The 21,388-nt window shown below is 68.8% G+C and carries 14 protein-coding genes and 2 pseudogenes; 9 read left to right on the top strand and 7 right to left on the bottom strand.

All coding sequences use genetic code 11. The features are described from left to right. Window positions 1-427 precede the first annotated feature (427 nt). A pseudogene (locus OG331_RS40660) lies at window positions 428-706 on the bottom strand (PucR family transcriptional regulator); the annotation flags it as partial. A gap of 559 nt (window positions 707-1,265) precedes the next feature. Here OG331_RS40660 and OG331_RS40655 point away from each other — a divergent pair. The 4 genes from OG331_RS40655 (at window position 1,266) to OG331_RS40640 (ending at window position 5,100) form a co-directional block, all read left to right on the top strand. Continuing rightward, window positions 1,266-2,801 carry an alanine/glycine:cation symporter family protein gene (locus OG331_RS40655; RefSeq protein ID WP_406206314.1) on the top strand — a complete coding sequence of 512 codons (1,536 nt, stop codon included), beginning with the start codon at window positions 1,266-1,268 and terminating at the stop codon, window positions 2,799-2,801. Window positions 2,802-3,047: 246 nt separating this feature from the next. Next, the gene (gene nhaA, locus OG331_RS40650; RefSeq protein WP_406206311.1) at window positions 3,048-4,364 is read left to right on the top strand and encodes a Na+/H+ antiporter NhaA; all 1,317 of its coding nucleotides are present in this window, start codon (window positions 3,048-3,050) and stop codon (window positions 4,362-4,364) included. Between the two features lie 11 nt (window positions 4,365-4,375). Next, window positions 4,376-4,834, top strand: a complete 459-nt coding sequence (locus OG331_RS40645; protein ID WP_406206308.1) for a CBS domain-containing protein — start codon at window positions 4,376-4,378, stop codon at window positions 4,832-4,834. Further along, window positions 4,831-5,100, top strand: coding sequence for a hypothetical protein (locus OG331_RS40640; RefSeq protein WP_406206305.1), 270 nt, complete (start codon window positions 4,831-4,833; stop codon window positions 5,098-5,100). The genes OG331_RS40645 and OG331_RS40640 overlap by 4 nt, the downstream gene beginning before the upstream one ends. A gap of 246 nt (window positions 5,101-5,346) precedes the next feature. Here OG331_RS40640 and OG331_RS40635 read toward each other — a convergent pair whose 3' ends face one another. Then, on the bottom strand, window positions 5,347-6,417 hold the full coding sequence (locus OG331_RS40635) for a PucR family transcriptional regulator (RefSeq protein WP_406206303.1): 1,071 nt from the start codon (window positions 6,415-6,417) through the stop codon (window positions 5,347-5,349). Window positions 6,418-6,681: 264 nt separating this feature from the next. On the opposite strand from OG331_RS40635, the gene OG331_RS40630 reads away from it, so the two are divergent. The 3 genes from OG331_RS40630 (at window position 6,682) to OG331_RS40620 (ending at window position 10,063) form a co-directional block, all read left to right on the top strand. Further along, complete coding sequence (locus OG331_RS40630) at window positions 6,682-7,026, top strand: STAS domain-containing protein (protein WP_406206300.1); 345 nt, start codon at window positions 6,682-6,684, stop codon at window positions 7,024-7,026. Window positions 7,027-7,199: 173 nt separating this feature from the next. Beyond that, window positions 7,200-8,441 carry a cation:proton antiporter gene (locus tag OG331_RS40625; RefSeq protein WP_406206297.1) on the top strand — a complete coding sequence of 414 codons (1,242 nt, stop codon included), beginning with the start codon at window positions 7,200-7,202 and terminating at the stop codon, window positions 8,439-8,441. A 1,145-nt stretch (window positions 8,442-9,586) separates the two neighbouring features. Then, window positions 9,587-10,063 carry a hypothetical protein gene (locus OG331_RS40620; RefSeq protein ID WP_406206294.1) on the top strand — a complete coding sequence of 159 codons (477 nt, stop codon included), beginning with the start codon at window positions 9,587-9,589 and terminating at the stop codon, window positions 10,061-10,063. Between the two features lie 35 nt (window positions 10,064-10,098). Here OG331_RS40620 and OG331_RS40615 read toward each other — a convergent pair. The 5 genes and pseudogenes from OG331_RS40615 to OG331_RS40595 all read right to left on the bottom strand — a co-directional run bounded on the left by OG331_RS40615 (window position 10,099) and on the right by OG331_RS40595 (window position 18,311). Next, window positions 10,099-12,013, bottom strand: a pseudogene (locus OG331_RS40615) (potassium channel family protein). A 170-nt stretch (window positions 12,014-12,183) separates the two neighbouring features. Then, on the bottom strand, window positions 12,184-13,152 hold the full coding sequence (locus tag OG331_RS40610; protein WP_406206292.1) for a hypothetical protein: 969 nt from the start codon (window positions 13,150-13,152) through the stop codon (window positions 12,184-12,186). 53 nt (window positions 13,153-13,205) lie between these two features. Next, window positions 13,206-15,371, bottom strand: coding sequence for a hypothetical protein (locus OG331_RS40605; RefSeq protein ID WP_406206289.1), 2,166 nt, complete (start codon window positions 15,369-15,371; stop codon window positions 13,206-13,208). Window positions 15,372-15,383: 12 nt separating this feature from the next. Then, the gene (locus OG331_RS40600) at window positions 15,384-15,962 is read right to left on the bottom strand and encodes a hypothetical protein (RefSeq protein ID WP_406206286.1); all 579 of its coding nucleotides are present in this window, start codon (window positions 15,960-15,962) and stop codon (window positions 15,384-15,386) included. Between the two features lie 441 nt (window positions 15,963-16,403). After that, entirely contained in the window at window positions 16,404-18,311 is a 1,908-nt protein-coding gene (locus OG331_RS40595; protein ID WP_406210632.1) for an NAD-binding protein, read from the bottom strand. Between the two features lie 449 nt (window positions 18,312-18,760). On the opposite strand from OG331_RS40595, the gene OG331_RS40590 reads away from it, so the two are divergent. Then, complete coding sequence (locus tag OG331_RS40590) at window positions 18,761-19,198, top strand: hypothetical protein (RefSeq protein ID WP_406206283.1); 438 nt, start codon at window positions 18,761-18,763, stop codon at window positions 19,196-19,198. 121 nt (window positions 19,199-19,319) lie between these two features. Beyond that, entirely contained in the window at window positions 19,320-21,365 is a 2,046-nt protein-coding gene (locus OG331_RS40585) for a flotillin family protein (protein ID WP_406206280.1), read from the top strand. Window positions 21,366-21,388: the final 23 nt, after the last annotated feature.

Below are 21,388 nucleotides of genomic sequence, written 5' to 3'. Positions count from 1 at the left end.
TCCAGACCGCGGGCGAACTGAGGATCGCTTCGCCGCGTCTGCGCCGCAAGTTCGTGCAGCGGATCGGTGCCGGGCTGCGTCATGGCTCCTCCTACCGGAGAACTGACGCATAAGGGTCCATGCCACTGTCACACACAGCCTTGCGGCATCACCATCGGGCCCAGTACCCATTTCCGCCGGTACCCGACACCCACTACCGGCCGACACCTGGGCGCCGACGGTGCTTCTCACCCGGCCGCTCCAGTTCCGAGTCGCGCAGGGCAAGCGCCTACGCGGAATCCTCCAAGGCGTGGGCAAACACGGGACTCGCCAGGTCGGCGCTTACGTCAGATCTCGTGAATTGCCGAGGGGGATTTCCGGCACACCCCTGGCCGACTGTGCTGGCGACGCCTTCGTCGGTCAGACGGTGGCCTTGGGGGTCTGTGGATCACAGGGGTCTGGTCGGCCAGTCGAACAGGCGGGCGCCGATGACCGCGGTCTGCAGGGTGTAGCGGTGTGCAGGGTCGCTGGGGTCGGTGCCGGTCAGAGTGTGGACGCGTTCCAGGCGGTAGGTCAGCGCCCGCACGCTCAGTGACAGTCGGCGGGCGGTTTCGGCGGCCACGCAGCCGGTGTCGAAGTAGGTGGGCAGCGTGTCGAGGAGGGGCTGGGCTCCGCCGCGGGCTTGCTCCAGCGGGCTGAGGGTGCTGCGGACGAGGTCCATCAGCGCGAGGATCGGAGTGGGCCCCCGGAAGGCCCCCAAGCGCACGAGGGTTCCGCATGTTGGCAAGGATGCTGCCCAGGTGACCCCTTCGCCCCGGGCAGGGACGCAGGCGCGGTGTTCATCTGGCAGTGAGGGGACCGACACGCCCCGAGCTCATTGCCGTACAACCCGCACTGCCTGAGGGCCGCGATTCGCTCGTGTCGGCGGGCGACTTCACCGCCCTGGGCCCGCTCCCGGATCCGATCACCTCGCTATGTCTGTGAAGGCTTGAGGTGGCAGCGCAGTTGAATAACGGTCCAGTCACACGCGCTGGCGCTTTCCGCACTTACTAGCCGTTACGTGATCCGCATCACTAAAGATTCCGTAAAGGCCGTGGTAGAACAGCGCAAGCCCTGTCCAGCCCACCCAGGCCTGCACGGGGTGTCGGCACGCACCGGTGACAGCCGGTAATCGCGAGTCTGCGGGCTGTGCCGCCCCGCCCCAGAGCCGCCGACGGCGCTCGCTCAAGACTGCACATCAGCTGGCGCAACCAGGCGCCGGCCTCTGCACCATCGAGGTAGCCACTGTGTCACTCGACTCCATGACCGACTCCGTCGACGAAGCTGTCAGCGAGTTTTTCGAGCCCATAGCCAAGTGGCTCGGGGAAGTCGTCTTCTACGCCGTTCCGGTCGGTGGAACGGAGCTGCCCCTCATCGTCGCCTGGCTCGTCGTCGCCGGTCTGGTCTTCACCGGCTGGTTCGGATTCGTGCAGGTCCGCAAGTTCAGACTGGCCGTCGACGTGGTGCGCGGGAAGTACGACGAGAAGGGGTCGCCTGGCGAGGTCAACCACTTCCAGGCGCTGACCGCCGCCGTCTCCGGCACGGTCGGCCTCGGCAACATCGCGGGTGTGGCCGTCGCCGTCTCCTGGGGCGGCCCCGGCGCCACGTTCTGGATGATCCTTTGCGGCCTGCTCGGCATGGCCACCAAGTTCGTCGAGGTCACCCTCGGTGTGAAGTACCGCGAGGTGCACGCCGACGGCACGGTCTCCGGCGGGCCGATGCACTACCTGCCCAAGGGCCTCAAGGAGCGCTTCGGCAGCAACGGCGCCAAGCTCGGCAAGGTGCTCGCCGTCCTCGCCTCGATCATGATCCTCTTCTTCGGCCTGTTCGGCGGCAACCTGTTCCAGACCAACCAGAGCTACGCGCAGATCTCCTCGACCTTCGGCGGCGAGGACGGCTTCCTGGCCTCCTCCGCCGGTGCCGTCCTCTTCGGCCTGGTCGTCTCCGCGCTGGTCGGTCTCGTGCTGCTCGGCGGCATCCGCTCCATCGCCTCGGTCACCAGCCGGCTGGTGCCCGCGATGGCCGGTATCTACGTCGTGGCCTGCCTGGTCGTCATCCTGGGCAACGTCACCCACGTGCCCGACGCCTTCCAGACCATCCTGCAGGGCGCCTTCGAGGCCGACGGCGTCGTGGGCGGTGTGATCGGCGCCCTGATCATCGGTTTCCAGCGCGCCGCGTTCTCCAACGAGGCCGGTCTCGGCTCCGCCCCGATCGCCCACTCCGCGGTCAAGACCAAGCACCCCGCGAGCGAGGGTCTGGTCGCCCTGCTGGAGCCGTTCATCGACACGGTCGTCATCTGCACCATGACCGCGCTGACCATCGTCATCGCCAACCCGGCCAGCTGGGCCGAGGCCCGCGAGGGCAAGGACATCGGCGGTGTCACCATCACCTCGGCCGCCTTCGAGACGGTCCTGCCCTGGTTCCCCTACATCCTCACCATCGCGGTGCTGCTGTTCGCCTTCTCCACGATCCTGACCTGGGGCTACTACGGCCTCAAGGCCTGGTCGTACCTGTTCGGCAAGAGCAAGGCCAGCGAAACCGTCTTCAAGGCCGTCTGGAGCCTGTTCGTGGTCCTGGGCGCCCTGATGTCCCTCGACTCGCTGATCAGCCTCGCCGACTCAGCACTCTTCCTGCTGTCGGTCTTCAACATCATCGGCCTGTACCTCCTCGCCCCGGTCGTCAAGCGCGAACTCAACTCCTTCCTGGAGTTCGTCCGGGCCCGCAAGGCCGGCGAGATCACCGACGGCGACGAAGACCAGGAGCCGGTGAAGACCACCGTCTGACCGCCCCCGCGGCCCGGCTCCTGAGCGGGCCCGTGCACACCTCGCGCCTTGGTGTGTACGGGCCCGCTCGTTGTGCATTGCGGCAGGTGAACGACCATCTGGTGTGATCACGTGCAGGCGGTTAGGGTGTTAGGAACGCGTCAGCGGCCCGCCCGGAGCGGGCGCCGCACGCGGGGTGTGCCGGGAAGTCTGGTCGGCGTCGAAGGGGCGTATGCCCTCATGCCGATGCCCCGGAGGCCTTTTCTGATGGCTGCTGCCCCGCGCGAGCGTTCCACCTTCCTCGGTCTTCTGCCGTGGCCGGAGCGGACAGCGGTGGCGCAGGCCCTGCGGACGGAGACGGTCGGCGGGCTGGTCCTGCTGGCGGCGGCCGTAGTGGCGCTGGTGTGGGCGAACACCCCGTGGAGCGGCGCCTACGAGGCGATCCGAGACTTCCACTTCGGCATACCCGCACTCGGCCTCGACCTGTCGGTGGAGCACTGGACCGCCGACGGACTGCTGGCCATCTTCTTCCTGGTCGCAGGTATTGAGCTGAAACGCGAGCTGGTCGTGGGCTCGCTGCGTACGCCCGCCACGGCCGCACTGCCGGTTGTCGCCGCGCTGTGCGGCATGGTCGTGCCTGCTGCCGTATACGCCGCCACCGCCACCGTCGGTGGCGGCAGCCTGGAGGGCTGGGCGGTCCCAATGGCCACCGACATCGCCTTCGCCCTCGCGGTCCTGGCCGTGCTCAGCACCCACCTTCCCTCCGCCCTCCGCGCCTTCTTGCTCACCCTCGCCGTCGTCGACGACCTCGGCGCGATCCTCATCATCGCGATCTTCTTCACCAGTGATCTGAACTTCCTTGCCCTGGGCGGAGCCCTCGCCGGGCTGGTCATCTTCTACGTACTCCAGCGGTATCGGGTGCGCGGCTGGTGGTGGTACGTACCGCTCGGCATCACCATCTGGGCGCTGATGTACAACGCAGGCGTCCACGCCACCGTGGCCGGGGTGGCGATGGGCCTGATCCTGCGCACCACCCGCGACAAGGGCGAGGACGCCTCCCCTGCCGAGCGGACCTCCCATCTGCTGCACCCGGTCTCAGCAGGAGTGGCCGTACCACTCTTCGCTCTCTTCGCCGCAGGCGTCGCAGTCTCCACAGCGTCGCTGGGCGAGGTGTTCACCCAGCCGGAGCCGCTGGGCGTGGTGCTGGGCCTGGTCGCCGGCAAGACCCTGGGCATATTCGTCGGCACCTACCTCGCCGCGCGCTTCACCCGGGCCCGCCTCAACCCCGACCTGGCCTGGGCCGATGTGTTCGCCCTCGCGGTACTCGCCGGGATCGGCTTCACCGTGGCCCTGCTGATCGGCGAACTCGCCTTCCCCGACCCGACCGATGCCGAGCACATCAAGGCCGCCGTGCTCCTCGGCTCCCTGATCGCCGCGGCCCTTGCGGCGCTGCTGATCAAGCGCCGCAACGGGATCTACCGCCGCCTGTGGGAGGAAGAGACGCGGGACGAGGACGCCGACGGCATCCCCGACATCTACCAGCGGACCAGCCCCGGACCCGGCAGCGCTACGGGCGACGGCTGAGGAGGACGCTCATGCGCGCACGGGATCTCGCCGAGCCCTACCCCTTCGTGACCACGGACGACGACGCCCTCGACGCGGCCCGCATGCTGGCGGAACAGTCGCTGCCGGCCCTGCTCGTCCTCGACCCCGACGGGCAGCCCCACGCCATCGTGCCCGGCTCCCAGCTCATCCGGCAGCTCCTCCCCGCCTACATTGCCGAGGACCCGCTGCTCGCCGGTGTCGTCAACGAGCGAAACGACGCCGACCTCGCGGAACGTCTGACCTGCCTCACCGTCGCCGAGTGGGCACCGCGTCATCTGTATCCCCCGCCCATGGTGGGGCCGGATGCGCGTCCGATGGAGGTCGCGGCACTGATGACCCGGACCCATAGCCCCCTGGTCGCCGTCATCGAGCGCGACGGCCCCCAGGTGACGCTGCTCGGTACGGTCACCGTCGCCCGCCTCATGCAGCACTTCATCGGCGCCCCGTGAACGGCGCCGGGTCTCTGCTCACCGTGGTCATCGTGGTCGCCGCGCTGGTGATCAGGACCGCTATCGGTGAGCTACGCCGACCGGGCAGCACCCGGGAGCAGTGGGCGTTCGCGACCAGGGGCCGCGCCCTGGCCGCCGGGGTGGCGGCGGCCGTGGCCGTCGCCGTAATGGGCTGGCCACAGGCCGGGGCGGCGGCATTGGCGTGGGCAGTGCTGGTCGGCACGCTCGTCGCCTTCCTCATGGGCCGACCCACGAACAAGCCCTGACACGCCCCACCCCGCCAGCCTCCCGACACCAGCGCGCCAACAGCTCGTGCGGCTGACCGAGTGAATGCACGGCATACGGCCGGAGAGTCCGCCCGTGCTGAGTGACGCACTGAGGTCAGCCAGCTCGGCATGGGCCAGCAGCGGATAGTTCTGTTGCCCTGGAGCCCGCCCAGCCCGACGTACCAGCCGTCGTCGAGAACACCCCACCCGGCCTTGCCCTGGATCACCGGTGCGTCAGTGCGCCTCTCAAAAGGATTTCGCCGGCCAGTCCAGCAACCGGGCCCCGATCACCGCGGTCTGCAGCGTGTAGCGGTGCACCGGGTCCGACGGATCGGCGCCGGTGAGCTTGTGGATGCGCTCCAGGCGATAGGTGAAGGCCCGCACACTCAGCGACAGCCGCCGGGCCGCCTCCGCGGACACGCAGCCGGAATCGAAGTACGCGGTGAGGGTGTCCAGGAGCGGCTGGGCACCGCCGCGGGCCTGACGCAGCGGGCCGAGGGCGCTCTGCACCAGGTCAGCCATGGCCTGCCGGTCGCGGGTGAGGACGGGGTAGACGAGGAGGTCGGCGGCGCGCAGCACGGGCTCGTCGAGTTCCAGGCGTTCGGCCAGGTCGAGGGCGTTCAGAGCCTCCTCGTACGAGTGGACGACGCCGGCCGCGCCGGGCTGCGGGCGGCCGATCGCCACCTGTCCTCCGCCGGTGGCGGCGAACGCCTGTTTGGCAAAGTATGCGAGGACCTCGTCCTGGTCGCCCGGGGCGATGCACACAAGCCGCCCGTCCTTCGTGGTGAGCAGGATGCTCCGGTCGCCGAACCGGCCGATCAACGCATGCTCCACCTCACGCAGAACTGGGTCTCCCTCGTCGTAGGCGGTCTTGCCGCGTGCCACGGCAACCGCGTGCTCGTAGGACAGGCGCAGCCCGTAGCGCTCCGCACGCTGGGCCAGCCGTCCCAGGTCACTACGGCCGTAGAGCAGGTCGTCGATGAACTCCCGGCGGGCGGCTTCCTCCTGGCGTACGGCGAGCCGCTGGGCCCGCTCATAGCCCTCGGCGAAAGCGTCCACGGCCTGGGCCGCGGCGCCGAGCACGCCGTCCACGGAAACGCCGTTCCCGGTCGGCCAGTTCGCCCGAGTGGCGGCCATGTGGGCAGCGACCAGCGCGCGCAACCCGAGACCCGCCTCCGCGGCCTGCTCACCCAGGCCGCGGCGCGAGTCCAGTTCCTCCCGCGTCAGTCGGCGACCCGTCGCGGAGGCATCCGCGAGAAGGCCGGCATACCCGTCCAGGTACTCCGCGTACTCCTTGGACACGCCCTGCCCCGTCATATAGGTCCCCCGAATGAATGCGCCATTGACGCCTTTTTAACGCATGGCCCGCGGGCGGGGCCTGGCGGGGCAGAGGTTCACTGCCTGGCTCCGGCAATCCACGGAGGTAACGAGGAGCCGACCAAGAATGCCGGCGTGGCCACCTACGACCAGCAGCGGGAGAATACGTGCGGCAGGCGCTTGTGTCGTTGCGTCGATAGGCTGCTACGTAGGTGTGCCGGGAAGCCTGGTCGGCGGACATGTCCGGCTGCCCTGGGGGCTCTGATGCACCTTTTCCGTTTCCGTCATCATCGGCGGTCCCGGCCTCAACCCCCACCTGGGCATGAAGTGGTCCGGCTGCACGGCGATCTCGGGCTCCGTAACGCCGACGCGACGGGGCGGCGCCTTGTGCAGGTGATCGACAGAGGTCCGGATGTCCTGGAGGTGGACCTGACGAACCTGAAATACCTGAGCCCAGACGGTTGCGGAGCGTTCTTCACAGCTCTTCGGGCTGCCCGGGCACGCGGTGTGCGGCTGGTCATCACACACGCCAACGAAAGGGCACAGGCAGTTCTGTGGCAGATGGGACTGACCCGCGCTCTGACGGACGGAGACGCGGGGGCCCGGTAGAGCACGTAGCCCACAGCGCACGATGCCTGATTCCGGCAATGTCGCGGATGACAGAGTGCATGCCAAGAACCTGTCAATGCCGCGTAAAGAACGTGTAGGGTTCCCACCGGTGTGCCGGGAAGCCTGGTCGGCGATTTGAGGACAAGTCTCTTCGCTGATCGGGGGTTCTGGTCATGGTGCTCATCGTGGTCTTCGGGGTGGCGCTTCTTGTCGCGGTGCTGCTGTCGGGCCTTGCCGCCCGGACCGTCCTGTCCACCTCGTTCCTCTTCCTGGTCGGCGGGGCACTGGTCAGTGACGGCTTCCTCGGGCTGATTCACATCACGCCGGACAGCGAGATCGTGTCCGTCACGGCCGACCTGGCGCTGTTCGCGGTGCTCTTCACCGACGGCATGCACGTCTCCTTCCCCAAGCTGCGCGCCAACTGGCGCAACCCGGCACGCGCGCTCGGGCTCGGCATGCCGCTCGCCTTCGTCGGCATGGCACTGATCACGCACTACCTGGTGGGCCTGGACTGGACGACATCCTTCCTGGTCGGCGCCGTACTCGCGCCGACCGACCCAGTGTTCGCCTCGGCGATCGTCGGGCGCAAGGAAGTCCCGGCGAAACTGCGGCAGTTGCTGAACGTGGAGAGCGGCATCAACGACGGGCTCGCCCTGCCGGTCGTCCTCATCCTAATCGCCACCGCCGGCCCAACCTCCGGGCAAGCGGAGGCGTCCCTGGGGAAGATCGCGCTGGAGCTGGTCCTGGGCCTGGTCTTCGGTGTCGTGCTGCCGATCGCGGTGACCGGCCTCGTACGGTTCCGGCTGCTGGGCGCGGAGCCGAAGCTCCAGCCACTGCTGCCGCTGGCGATCGGCGTGATCCTCTACGCGACCTGCCACCTCACGCACGCCAACCCCTACCTCGCCGCGTTCTCCGCGGGTGCCGTACTCACCGCCCGCTCCATCGAGGCCAAAGAGGCGTTCGAGCCGCTCGGTGAGGCGCTGGCGGAGCTGGCCAAGTTCGCGGCGCTGCTGGTGTTCGGCGCGCTGCTGACGCCACAGCTGTTCGGTGACCTGTCCTTCGGCGGCTACGTCGCCGTCGTCCTGGCCATCGTGCTCATCCGTCCGGCCTCGCTGCTGCTGTCGCTGCTCGGTACCCGCTTCACCCGGCAGGAGAAGCTGGTCGCCGCCTGGTTCGGCCCGAAGGGCTTCGCCTCGGTGGTGTACGGGCTGCTGGTGCTGCAGGCCGGGATCCCGCAGGGCGAGGAGGCGTTCACGCTCATTGCCGTGTGCATCGCCTTCTCGATCATCGCTCACAGCTCCACCGACGTACCGATCGCACGCATGTTCCACGTCGACGACCTCGCCGGAATCCCGGCCGGACGCGAGGACAGCGACGCACAGTCCAAGGAGGCTCCAGCGGAGGTACGTGCGTGAACGCCTGCCGACGCTGACTGGTCCTCAACCGAGGCGAGTGCGGCCCGAAGTCGCAGACGACGCACGGGCATGGCATGCCTCTTTGCCCGCTCCGCTGGCGCAGCACTTTCACGCCGCCTCTGGCCACGGCGCAGCCCTCAGGACAGGCGGCTGAGGGAGCCGGGAGACGTGGCCGGGAGGCATTGGGAGCATGACACCGGAGCCTGGCCAAGCCTGCGCAGCGGGCGGAGACAGCGGGAGGGCTACCCACGATGAGGTGGTTCTGGAACATCGGCGGCCCTAACTATGAACCGGTACGGCTGAGCTACAGCGCCACCTCCGCTTCGGGCGGTCCGACCGAACTCGTCCTGCTCGACCGATGCAACCGCGTCATCGGGCGACTTCGTTTCAGGGCCTGCCAAACGTGCCGGACCGGGCGCATCATGGACATCTGGATCTGCGACACGTGGCAGCGCCAAGGGATGGGGCAAGAACTCGTGTGCTCCCTGCTCGCCCACCGCCCGGGCTACCGGTGGAGCACCACGCTGCAGAGCAGCGCGGGGCGGGGATTCTTCTTGGCGATGACACGGGAAACCACGGTGCCCCTCCCAAGGTGGCCCGTTGTGTTCCCATCTCATGGGCTGGTTCCGGCGGACCTGGCGCCGCCTGCTGGACGCCTGCTGTTGACGGCTGCGCTCAGCACCGTCGGTCCGTCCCAGCCACCGCCAGGCGACCCCGGCGCCTGGCACCGCGGTCTGCAGCCAGGGCGTTGCCCGATCCTTGAAAGCAACCGGTAGTCGGACCGCAGTGAGCACTGCCCGGAAACGGCGGTGCGCCCGCTCCGGCCGCACGGGCAGGATGAGTGGCGGGGAGCACCGGGGATGGTCCCGGTGCCGTGCACCGTCCTGGGGCGCCGCACCGGGGGCCGAAGGGTTCGTGGCTCCGTTGCGGTCCTATCGTCCGGGCACGGGCTGGTGGCGAGCCCTGATCGGTTGGCGTCATGCACCTCGCCCCGATGCACACTGGAAGAGAGCTGCCGGTGCTCACGAGGGGGTGTCGCGATGGCTGCGGCACGGTGTGCCAGGGTGCGTCTGTGGCGGTGGCGGCGAAATCCGCTCCGGCGGCGCAGCGACGTCATCGAAGCCTGGGTCGTGCTCGCTGGGTGGTTGCTGGCCCTGGTAGGTGGCCTGCTCACAGGGCTGACGGCGGCGGACGCGATCGGGCAGTCCACCGACCGGCAGCGGGCGGAGCGCCGCGAGGTCTCGGCCGTCCTCGTCGAGGACGCGGAGGACAGGGTGCGCACCAGGGCAGTGGGCGACCCAAGGGTGTGGGCGATGGTCCGCTGGACCGCGCCGGACGGTTCGACACGCACCGACGAGGCCAGAGTCTCGGCCTTGAGTCCGGCCGGGAACCGGGTCACGATATGGATCGACGAGGACGGTCGCCTCACTGCCGAGCCTCTGACCGCCGGGGAGGCGCGGTTCCATGCGATCTCTGGAGGAGTGCTGGCCGGAGCCGCTGTGAGCGGCATCGCGCTGGGCGCTGTCTGGGTGACACGCCTGTACTTGAGCCGACGGCGTTTGAAGCAGTGGGCTGCGGAGTGGGAGCGGATCGACACGCGATGGGGGAAGAAAGCCGGCTGACCAGACCGGTCGAGGGTAGTGCCACAGAAACAGGTCTACGGTGTGGCGGGGTCGGCCGGTCGGGGGTGGCGGCCGAGGAGTTCGGCGGGACCCTGGCGGGTGGCGGCCAGCACTACCCGGTCCTCGGGCCGTAGAACGTACCCGGGGTGCAGCTCCCAGACGAGCCCGGGAGGCCGGTCGTCGCCGTCGGCCGGATGGGCCGCCGCGAGATCGGGACGGCGGTCGGCGGGGGCGGCCGCGTCCAGGGCCAGGACACGCCAGGCCCCGGGGCGGAAGGCTTCGGCGACCGTTCGGCCATCCAGTTGCGGGTGCCCTGCGACGACGAGGGCGGCGAAGAGGAGCACCTTGCGTTCGACGGGTATTGCTCCGAGGATCTGGCGGCCCATCATCGCGCCGGCGAAGGCGGGGGCTGCGAGGCTGGAGACGCTGCGGCTGCGGGTGAGGGCGTGCGGGTGGGCGGAGCGCAGGGTGCGGTAAACGGCGGTGGCGAAGTCGTCGTCGTACAGGCGCAGCGCGACACGCAGGTCGGGCTTGACGGAGCGGGCGTACAGGGCGGCTTCAAGGTTGGTGGTGTCGGAGCTGGTCAGGGCGAGCAAGGCATCCGCACGGTGGATCTTGGCGGACTCCAGGACGCCCTCCTCCGTGACGTCACCGATCACGGTGGGAATGCGCAGGCGACGGGCGAGTGGAATACCGCGCGCCTCGGGGTCCAACTCCACGCAGACGACGGGGATGTCGAGTTCCTTCAGCCGGGCCAGCACACGGGTCCCGATCTTGCCGAGGCCGAGCAGGACGACATGCCCGGACAGGCCACGCGGCGGGCGGCGCAGGGCGGAGGCGCTGCGGAAAGTGCCCAGGCCCTCCAGCACGGCAGCGGTCATCACCGGCAGCAGCAACAACCCTGCCAGCCCGGACAGGAGTTGGATGATCTGACGGCTCAGCGGCTCGCCGATCGCCGGGTCGTCGATGGCGAACAGGTCGAGCAGGGTGAGATAGGTAGCGTGCAGGAGGTCGTCGTCGGTGGTCAGCCAGGCGGCGACAGCGAGGCCGAGGACGCAGGCGAACAGGCCGACCAGCGACCAGCGACCAGCGCAGCCGACGCGAGAACAACCGGGAGAGCGGAGCTCCCCGGCCGGCCAGCCGACCGGCGGGCAGTACCGGCCCACTGTACGAGACAGCTTCCAGCACCACCGTGCCGTGTCCAGTGGCCACGGTCACCGCGCGCTCATCGGGCAGGAGTTGGGGTGCCTCGGGGCCGCTTCTGTCCGAACCCTCCGCCCCCGCAGGATCGTTGGCAGTCGCCGACAACAGAGCCAGGGTGCACAGACCGGGGTCGACGACCTCACCGCGGCGAGGCGGAGTACGCTCCACAGCCCGCAGCAGCAGTCCATCCGCCTGAACGACCTTGCTGGTACCCGCAACGGCGGTGGCGGCCAGTGCCGGGGCGGCGGTGTCCGCGTCGGACATGACAGTGGTGGAGGAGTCCAGAGCCACCGGGTCCAGCCCTGGCGAGGCGACGATGGCGGCCTGGTCCAAGAGCTCTTCCAGCTGCTGGCCGAGCTTGCGGTTGTACAGTCGGATCACCAGCCGCACCTGTGGGTTGAGGCGCCGGGCGATCAGCGCCGTGCGGATGTTCACCCCATCGTCCTCATACACCAGCGCGAGCGCGGTAGCCCGTGCCACCCCGGCCGCGGCCAGCACCTCGTCGGTGACCTCCGATGCCTCCAGCACCTGTTCGTCATCGGCGGCATCCGGTGCGGTGCCCGCAACCCTGGTCATCACCGTGGACACCCGGCCGAAGAGCGCCGCCGCCCGGTCCCGGCCGGCCGACGACCTACCCGCCGCGACGCCGCTTCGGCCGGGGGCCACGAGCGTGACGTGCTCGCGGTAGACCTCGCGCAGTTCGTCGGACAGCCGGTAAGCCAGCCCGTCATCACCGCAGACGATCATGTGTCCACTGCGGGGCGCTACTTGGCGCGGGAGAGACGACATGGAAGATCATTTTGCCGCAGTCCGACAGTTGTTTCCATGCCCACGGGACGGAGGACAGCAGAGCGGCACGGCACGACGGAAGACCGCCCCTCGGCGGGCATGTGTCCGCCTCGATCGCGCGTAGACCCCTACCCGCACTCCGTAGGGTGTCTGGTGCACCGCAGGGCTTCCTCGGTCTCCACGGAGCTGGTGTTGGCGTCGTTCGCGATCTTCTGTTGTAGGTCGTTCACCTTCTTGGAGTCGATGCCGTCACCGCGTGCCGTGGCCCAGATGTCGATGATCCGGACGCTGTCGTCCTGGAGGAATCGGGCCTGGTCCGCGTCGACCCGCTCGACTACCGCCTGTTGCCAGCTGCCCGCGATGTGCCGTGCGTGGTTCACCTTCCACGGCGGAGGACTGTCGGCGGTGTTCTTGAGACGCCGCAGTACATCCGAGCGCCATTGCTCGGCCTGCGACTCGGGGACGTCGTCCGCGATGCCGTCGTAGTAGCCGAGGCCGGCGGCGCAGCTGCGCGATGGGCCGGTGTAGAACGGGCCGGTGGCGTCGGCAGGGACCTCGGCGAGGCGTGTGGCGCACTGGCGAACGTGTGCGGCTCGAAGGTCGGCGTACGCAGTGGAGTCCTGGGACACCGCACGCAATACGTTGACGAGGTCGTCGAGGTGGGCCGACATCCGGACGGTCTTGCCGTCCTGCCACGGGGCACTGTCCTCCCGCTCTCTGTACTCGTCGTTGACGCCGCTGAGTATCTCGTGGGTGTCCTGGGCGTAATCCACCAGAGCTGCCGCGAGTGGGACGCGCAGGTCCGGGGCGACGGCGGGCTCCTGGCGTCGCTCGATGTCCTCACTGACCGCGCCGAGAGCGGCCTGCATGGCGCGAGCCTGCGTGACCGTGTGCCGCCCCGGTGTAGTGCCCACTACCACGCTCCGTATTGCGATGCCGAGATCACCGCAACTCATGTCGGCTCGCTGCCCGTCACCCAGGGCGCGTTGCAGGGCCTTGTCGGACAGCAAGGCGTCGCAGTCGGCCCCGTCGTCGCGCGTGGCGAGGGCATAGCCAACCAGTCCACCGCCGATGAGGACGAGTGCGGCTCCCGCCATGGCAAAGACACGGGTACGTCGCGTACGAGTTGCTGTCTGGGGTGTGATGGTGCTCATCGGCCGATCGCGTCGTTGGCCAGCTTCTCGCCGGTGGTGTGGTCATTGCGCATGTCAGCTTGGAGGTCGTTGACGGTCCAGTGGTCCTTTCCGGGCTTGCCTTCTCCTTCAGCCCACTCCTTCATGAGGTCCCGCATCTCCTGCTGCGAGGTAAGGCTTCGGTCGGCGACCTCGGCGGCGGCCGCGTCGTTGTTGTAGCCCTTCTCCTGATTGGAGATGTCGTACGTCCAGGCGTCGAGCATGCGTTGCGCGGCGTCGCCGATGCCGGGAACCGCAGTCACAGGAGTGCCGGCGATGTGGTAAATAGTCTTGGCCTTCCAGTCTTCCTGAGCGTTGGCGTTGTCCCGCTTGTCGTAGATCACGTCTTCCCGTACAGCGTCATAAGCGCCGAGGGCGGAGCCACCCTTGCGGGCGGGATCCCGGATCGAGTCGGCGGTGTCGCCGCCGGTGTCCTCCAACTGCTTGGCAATGTAGGCGGTTTCCGCCTTGTGCATGGTGCCGTAGGCCTCGGGGTCCTCCGCGATGCCCCGCATCATCCGGATCAGCTTGTCGGAGTCAGGGGTCATGTGCGCGTTCTCATCACTGCCGAACACCCCCTCGCCGCCTTGCCTGGGCGCATCGTCCGTGTACGTATCCTGCAGTCCGGAAAGGATCTCGTGGGTGTCGTTCGTGTAATCGGCTAGGCAATTGGCAAGGGGCTGCCGCAGGTTCGGTTTGATCTCCTCGTGCCCCGGCGGCGTATCGAGCAGAGTGACCGTGTCCCGCATGATGCGCGCCTCCCCAGCCGTGTGCGGCGGGCCCGCCTCCTCGCCTGTCGTGGCGGCCTCCAGGATGCTGCCGAGGCCGACGCGGGTGTTGGAGGCGTCGATGTGATCGATGTTGCCGGTCGGCTCCTGCCCGCGGTAGACCTCCCGGACTTCCAGGTCGGGCCAGTCGCGCTTGTTGAGCAGGTACTCCAGACGCTTGTTGCCGCCGTCGTCGCCGGGGTCGAGGTACGCGGTGGCCGTGTCGGGGTCGTCGCTCATGATGCCGAGCATGTCGTCCACCGGGTCAGTGACGGGAACGGCGTCGACGTCGGCACCAGCCTGTGCCTGGTCATACTCGTTCCACAGGTCCGGGTGCTTCTTCTCGGCGGCGATGATGTCGTCGGTCAGGCCCGTGGTGAGTCGTGGGGGGTAGTCGGCGGTGTCACCGTGCTTCAGCAGGGTGGACAGTGTCTGGTAGCCGTAGGGCTGGGAGCCGTCGTCGCCGGTTCGCTCGACGCCGAGCGCACGCATGTCCTCGCGCCACCGGTCGGAGAACTCCTTGTCCTGGTTGGCGGTGGCGATGTTGTTGGCGAGGGCGTGCTGGATGTTGTTGTACTTGTCCTTGTTCGGCCCGTCACCGGCCCGTTCGTGCTCCAGGTCCTGAGCCAGGCGCAGGGTGCCCTCGGGGCCGAGGTCACTGACGAGCATGCGGCTGAACTCGGGGTCCTTCTGGTTGTGGCTCATCAGCCGGTCGAGCTCGTTGAGTTCGGCGGGGGAGAGCTTTTCGCCCTTCTCGTACTTCTTCAGGAGCTTCGAGGCGCGCTGGGATTCGTCCTGGTCGATGGACTTGACCGTCTTGTCGTTGAAGCCCTCGTCGCCGCCCTTGCCGGTGTTGCGCTTCAGGGCGATGGCGGCGGACTGGTCCGCGTTCGCGGCGGCCGTGAGGATGATACCGATCCGGGCCTGCCAGAACAGGACCTTCTCCTCGTTCTGCGAGGGAAGCAGGCCTCCTGGGCCGCGGCGCTGGTTGCCGTCCTCTTCCGGGTCGATCAGGCTCACTTCGCCCATGCCGCTGATCTGCACACCGTTACCCTTGGCATCGGCGGCCAGCTCGTGTAGGTCGGCCTTGTACTTGCGCAACTCCTCGTAGGCGTCCTCCAGGACGGCGCGTATGCCCTTCGCCTCGGTGACCGCGTCACCGAACTCCTTCTCAGCGGCCGCGACCTGGGCGCGGGCGAACACCGATGTCCCGTCGATGCTGGTCCAGCCGGCCTGGTCGAAGGGCTTGACGACACCGTCACCGAAGCCCTGGCCCCATTGCTGGTAGCGGCGGGCGACATCGCTCCACTGGTCGGCGGCGGTTTTCAGAGAGGCGACGTCGAGGTGGTAGAGCTGTTCGTAGGCAATGCTGCTCATGGCAGGTTCCTGTCAGTCGAAGTCGGGCAGCGAGGCGTGGACGGCGTTCATCTCGGACTCGTTCGCCGACTCCGTACGGACGTGGTTGTGCGCGGTCGTGATGCATTTGTCGCCGATGTCACCGCAGGTGCGGGCCAAACGGCGCGCCTGCTTGTCCCAGCTCTCCAACGTGCTCATCAGCGCCACACCGAGATCGCCGCCCCACAGGTCCCCGCTGAGAGACCCCACAGCCGCCATCATCTCCCCGTCCTCGCCGACGTCCCCGTTGGAGTGCACCATGCTGGCCAGCTGATTGGAGTTCTCACCGGCGCGGTTCAGCGCGGCCGGGTCGTCGACCCCGCTGAACCCAGTGGTCTGCACACCCCCGCTGCCACCGCTCGACATGGTCTGGATTCCGCCGGTCCCCGACCCCTGGGAAGGTGCACCGGGAACCGGGTCGAAGTCGCGTACGTCGACGGGGTGGTCGGGTGCGGCGATGGGCGAACTCGCCGAGCCGGGGCCCGAAGTGCCGCCTGCAGGCGCCGAGACGGGGCGTATGTCACGGGTGTAGATGCCACCGGGATCAGGGTTGACGCCGGGAGCGGGGTCCATGTCCCGCACGTCCCTGCTCGTGTCCGGCGTGGGTAGTTGGTACGCGGTGCGCGGATCCGGCCCCCCGTTCGGCGCGGATATAGGACGTACGTCACCCATGTCAGAACTCATCGCGTTCCCCCGCGTAAGTAACGCGCCATCACCAAAGACTGCACGTCAACAGAACCGTGATCGAATCACCGCCACCCTAATGGCCCCTGCCTCCCGTTGACCAGGGAGGTCCTGTGCACATACGACGGCTCACACAATGGGCCCGTTTCAGCCCGAAGTTGCTGGTCACGGCGTCGGCATAAGTGAGGTTGCCCGGATGATGAACTCACCCCGATGATCGCCGTCCACGCCTGTACCGCGGCACTGCAAGCATCCCAAATGACGCCAAATCGGCGCTGCACGGCGGACGTTCGCACGGGAGCGTTTGGGGGCGCAGAGCCATCGGCGCCCTCACGTTCCCGAGGCACGCGGCAGGTTCCGCGGGCGGGCTCCCAAAAGTTCGGCCAGGCCGTGGCGGGTGGCGGCAAGCACTACGCGGTCATGCGGGCGCAGCACGTAGCCCGGGTGCAGGTCCCAAACGAGGCCGCTCGGGTGCTCGGCACCCTCGTCCGACGGCGTTGCCGCGAGGTCGGGCAGGCGCTCGTCCGGGGCAGCGGAGTCGAGGGCCAGGACACGCCACGCACCGGCGCGGAAAGACTCGCCGACTGTGCGGCCCTCCAGCTGCGGATGGCCTGCCACCTCGACGGCGGCGAACACGAGCACTCTCCGCTCGACCGGAATGGCCCCGAGGATCCGTCGGCCCATCATCGCCCCGGCGAACGCGGGCGCGGCCAGAGTGGAGACGCTGCGGCTGCGGGTGAGGGCCCGGGGGTGGGCGGCGCGAAGGGTGCGGTAGACGGCGGTGGCGAACGCGTCGTCGTACAGGCGCAGTGACACGCGCAGCCGGGGCGCCACGGACCGGGCGTACAGAGCGGCTTCGAGGTTGGTGGTGTCGCTGCTGGTGACGGCGAGCAGCGAGTGGGCTCGGTGGATCTTCGCTGCCTCCAGGACACCTTCCTGGGTGACGTCGCCGATCACGGTGGGCACACGCAGACGGCGGGCCAGCGGGATGCCGCGGGCCTCGGGGTCCTCCTCGACGCACACCACCGGGATGCCGAGCTCGCAGAGCCGGGCCAGGAGTCGGGTGCCGACCTTGCCGAGGCCGAGCAGGACGACGTGGCCGGACAAGCCGCGCGGCTGGCGGCGCAGCGCGGACGCGGTGCGGAATGTGCCGAGCCCTTCCAGCACGGCGGCGAGCAGGACGGGCAGCAGGAGCAAGCCGACCAGACCGGACAGGAGTTGGAGGACCTGGCGTGCGGTGGGCTCGCCGGTTGCGGGGTCGCCGATGGCGAAGAGGTCGAGGAGGGTGAGGTAGGCGGCGTGCAGAGGGTGGTCGCCCGTGGTCAGCCAGGAGGCCACCGCCAGGCCCACGACGCTGAGCAGGAGCCCGGCCATGGACCAGCGCAGGCGGCGTGAGAAGAACGAGCCGATCGGCAGGCCCCGCCCCGTGAGACGACCGGGCGGACGTGCCGGGCCGGCGTGCGTGACGGTCTCCAGGACGATGGTGCCCCGGCCGTTGGCGGCGGCAACGCTACGGTCGTCCGGCAGCAGCAACGGCCCGTCCTGGCCACTGGCGTCCGAACCCTCCGCTCCCGCCGGGTCGTTGGCCGTGGAGGAAAGCAGGGCGAGCGTGCACAGGCCGGGGTCGGCGACTTCGCCGCGCCCTGGCGGGGTGCGCTCCACGGCACGCAGGAGCAGGCCGTCCGCCTGTACGACCTTGCTGGTGCCCACCACAGCTGTGGCCACGAGGGCGGGCGCCGCGGTGTCCGCGTCCGACAGGACCGTGGTGGAGGTGTCCAGGGCAGCCGGATCGAGTCCCGGTGAGGCGACCGCGGCAGCCTGGTCCAGCAGGTCGGCCAGATGCTGGCCAAGCTTGTGGTCGTAGAGCCGGATGACCAGACGCAGCCGGGGGTTCAGACGGCGGGCGGCGAGGGCGGCACGGATGTTGGTCTCGTCGTCGTCATGGACGAGGGCGAGGGCATCCGCCCGTGCGACACCGGCCTCGGCAAGGGCATCCTCGTCGAGCACCGGTGCTTGCAGGACGCCGACGCCTGGCGCGACATCGGAGTTGGCGGTGGGGTTGACGACCGCCTGCATCCGGGCGAGAAGGGCCGCCGCCCGAGCCCGTGCCGCGGTTGCGTTCCCGGAGTCGGTGGTGGCGGACAGCGTCGGTACGACGACCGTGACCCGCATGCGGTACAGCTCACGCAGCTCGGAGGCCAGACGCTCGGCGAGGGCGTCGTCGCCGCAGACCACCATGTGGCCGGACAGCGCAGGGTGCCGTGTCTGGTCCGGAAGCAGGGTGCCGCGCCTCACCGTGCGGTCCTCCTTCTGCCAGTCACCGCTCGGCTGCTGTGGGGCGTGCCGTCGTACGTGAGTCGGCGCACCTGTTCTCCTTCCTCGGTGCGGATATGGATGCCGTGGCTGCGGTGGCGTTCGAGCCGCCACGACCGGAATTGATCATGACGCACTGGGGCAAGTGGCAACTGCGAGCTCGTTCCGTCGGCACAACTTCACCTGCGCCAGATCGATTGCGGGGTATCGCAGTCCGGCATCAAGGAGACGTCAAGACTGCCGGATTACGGCAATGCGTCGTGGACCAAGGCGAGTTCAAAATGGTGTCGACGGAGCACGGACGCGACACGAGTGCCGTGTTCTGGCAACCGAGGTAAGTAGAGCCGCAGGACGACGCTGAAGGGGGTGAGGAGATGGGGCAGGTCTTCGACGCCGCCGCAGAGTTCCCCACCATCATCTTCACCTCGGCCCTGCTCGTCGCTCTCGGCTTCTGGCTGCTGGTCCTGCTGGGCCGGGCCGACGTACACACCTTCGACGCCGACGCTCCCACGTTGGTCAGGACCCTCAGGGGTACGCCGTTCGCCGTCGCCGCCTCCGTCGTGATCGCGACCGTCTGGCTCGTCAGCCTCACCGGAACCCTTCTGATGGTCCGCGCAGGCTTGACGGGACTCGGCGGTGCCGCGGCCCGCGTCGCGCTGCTCGCACTGTCCACCCTCGTCGCCTGGTTGCTGATGCGGAGCTTGGCGGTTCCGCTGGCCAGGTTGTTCCCCGAGGAACCCGGGCCGCGCCCGCAGGGCTTGGCGAGCAGCGTCCCGTTCGATCCCGGCAGCCGTCGCCACCCTCACGGCTGATCCCCCTGCTCGCCCGCGGTTGAATCGCAGGCCGTTGCCTGACGCACTGTGCGCGCCAAGCGGGCCGCTTCGCCCCGCCTGAGACGTCAACTCTTCTCTTCGTAGAATTCAAGGATTTCCTATGGATGCCATCACCCTGGGCATCGGCGCGCTCGTCGCCGCCTGCCTGCTCGCCGTACTCGTCGTCGTACTCGTCTTCTCCAAGCTGTTCCGCAAGGTGGAGCAGGGCAAAGCGCTGATCGTCTCCAAGATGCGCAACGTCGACGTGACCTTCACCGGGCAGGTCGTGCTGCCGGTGCTGCACAAGGCCGAGGTGATGGACATCTCGGTGAAGGTCATCGAGATCACGCGGGCCGGACGGGACGGTCTGATCTGCCGGGACAACATACGGGCCGACATCCGGATCTCGTTCTTCGTGAAGGTCAACAAGACGGTCGAGGACGTCATCAAGGTCGCCCAGGCCGTCGGTACGGCGCGGGCCAGTGACCGGGACACGCTGCAGGAGCTGTTCCACGCGAAGTTCTCCGAGGCGCTGAAGACCGTCGGCAAGCAGCTGGACTTCACCGACCTGTACACCAAGCGCGAGGAACTGCGGTACCGGATCATCGAGGTCATCGGCGTCGACCTCAACGGCTACCACCTGGAGGACGCGGCGATCGACTACCTGGAGCAGACGCCGCTCACCCAGCTCGACCCGGCCAACGTCCTCGACGCCCAGGGCATCCGCAAGATCACCGAACTGACGGCCGTGGAGCACGTACGCACCAACGAAGCCCAGCGCACCGAGGAGAAGGAGATCACCCGGCAGAACGTCGACGCCCGCGAGGCCATCCTGGAGCTGGAGCGCCGCCAGACCGACGCCGAGATCAAGCAGCGGCGGGAGATCGAGACCGTACGGGCCCGTGAAGAGGCCGAGACGGCGCGGGTGGTGGAGGAGGAGCGGCTGCGAGCACAGTCCGCGTTCCTGAAGACCGAGGAGCAGCTCGGCGTCCAGCGCGAGAACCAGGCCCGCGAGGTCGCCGTCGCGCAGAAGAACCGCGAGCGGGTCATCGCCATCGAGAACGAGCGCATCGAGAAGGACCGGCTCCTCGAAGTCATCGCGCGCGAGCGGGAGACCGAGCTGACGAAGATCGCCGCCTCCAAGGAGGTCGAGGCGGAGAAGCGGGAGATCGCCGAGGTCATCCGCGAGCGGGTCGCTGTGGACCGTACGGTCGCCGAGCAGGAGGAGTCCATCAAGAAGCTGCGCGCCGTGGAGGAGGCGGAGCGGCAGCGGCAGACGGTCGTCATCGCCGCCGAGGCCGAGGCGCAGGAGAACCTCGTCAAGGACATCAAGGCCGCCGAGGCCGCGGAGCAGGCCGCCGTGCACCGCGCCGCCGAGGAACTCACCCTCGCCGAGGCCCGGTTGAAGAGCGCCGATCTCGACGCACAGGCCAAGCTCCGCCTCGCCCAGGGCGTCCAGGCCGAAGCCGCCGCCGAGGGCCTGGCCGCCGTCCAGGTCCGCGACAAGGAGGCCGAGGTCATCGAGAAGGCCGGCCGCGCGGAGGCCGAGGCCACCGAGGCGCGCATGCGGGCCGAGGCGGAGGGCGCCCGGGCGAAGGCGCTCGCCGAGGCGGAGGCCATCGGCGAGAAGCTCAAGGCCGAGGCCGCCGGTCTCACCGAGAAGGCCGCCGCGATGGCCGCGCTCGACGAGGCGTCCCGCGGTCACGAGGAGTACCGGCTGCGGCTGGAGGCCGAGAAGGACATCCGGCTCGCCGGGCTCGACGTCCAGCGGCAGGTCGCCGAAGCGCAGGCCACGGTGCTCGCCACCGGGCTGGAGAACGCCGACATCAACATCGTCGGCGGCGAGTCGGTCTTCTTCGACCGGCTGATGTCCTCGATCGCGCTCGGCAAGGGCCTGGACGGCTTCGTGCAGCACTCCGAGACCGCCCAGGCGCTGGCGAAGCCCTGGCTGGACGGCACCTCCAGCTTCACGGGCGACCTCAGCGGCATCCTCGGCTCGGTCTCCACGGCCGACGTGCAGAACCTGACCGTCTCCGCCTTGCTGATAAAGCTCATGAACAGCGGTGGCGCGAACGCCGGGCAGCTCCAGCAACTGCTGGACAAGGCGGGCGAGCTGGGTCTGGCAGACGCCTCACTCACCGCCCTGAACGGCAGCGCCAAGGGCTGATGGACCCGTGGTCCGGAGCTGCC

Source organism: Streptomyces sp. NBC_01017, from assembly GCF_045162795.1.
Taxonomy (GTDB): domain Bacteria; phylum Actinomycetota; class Actinomycetes; order Streptomycetales; family Streptomycetaceae; genus Streptomyces; species Streptomyces machairae.
This window is presented reverse-complemented; position numbering and strand designations above follow the sequence as displayed.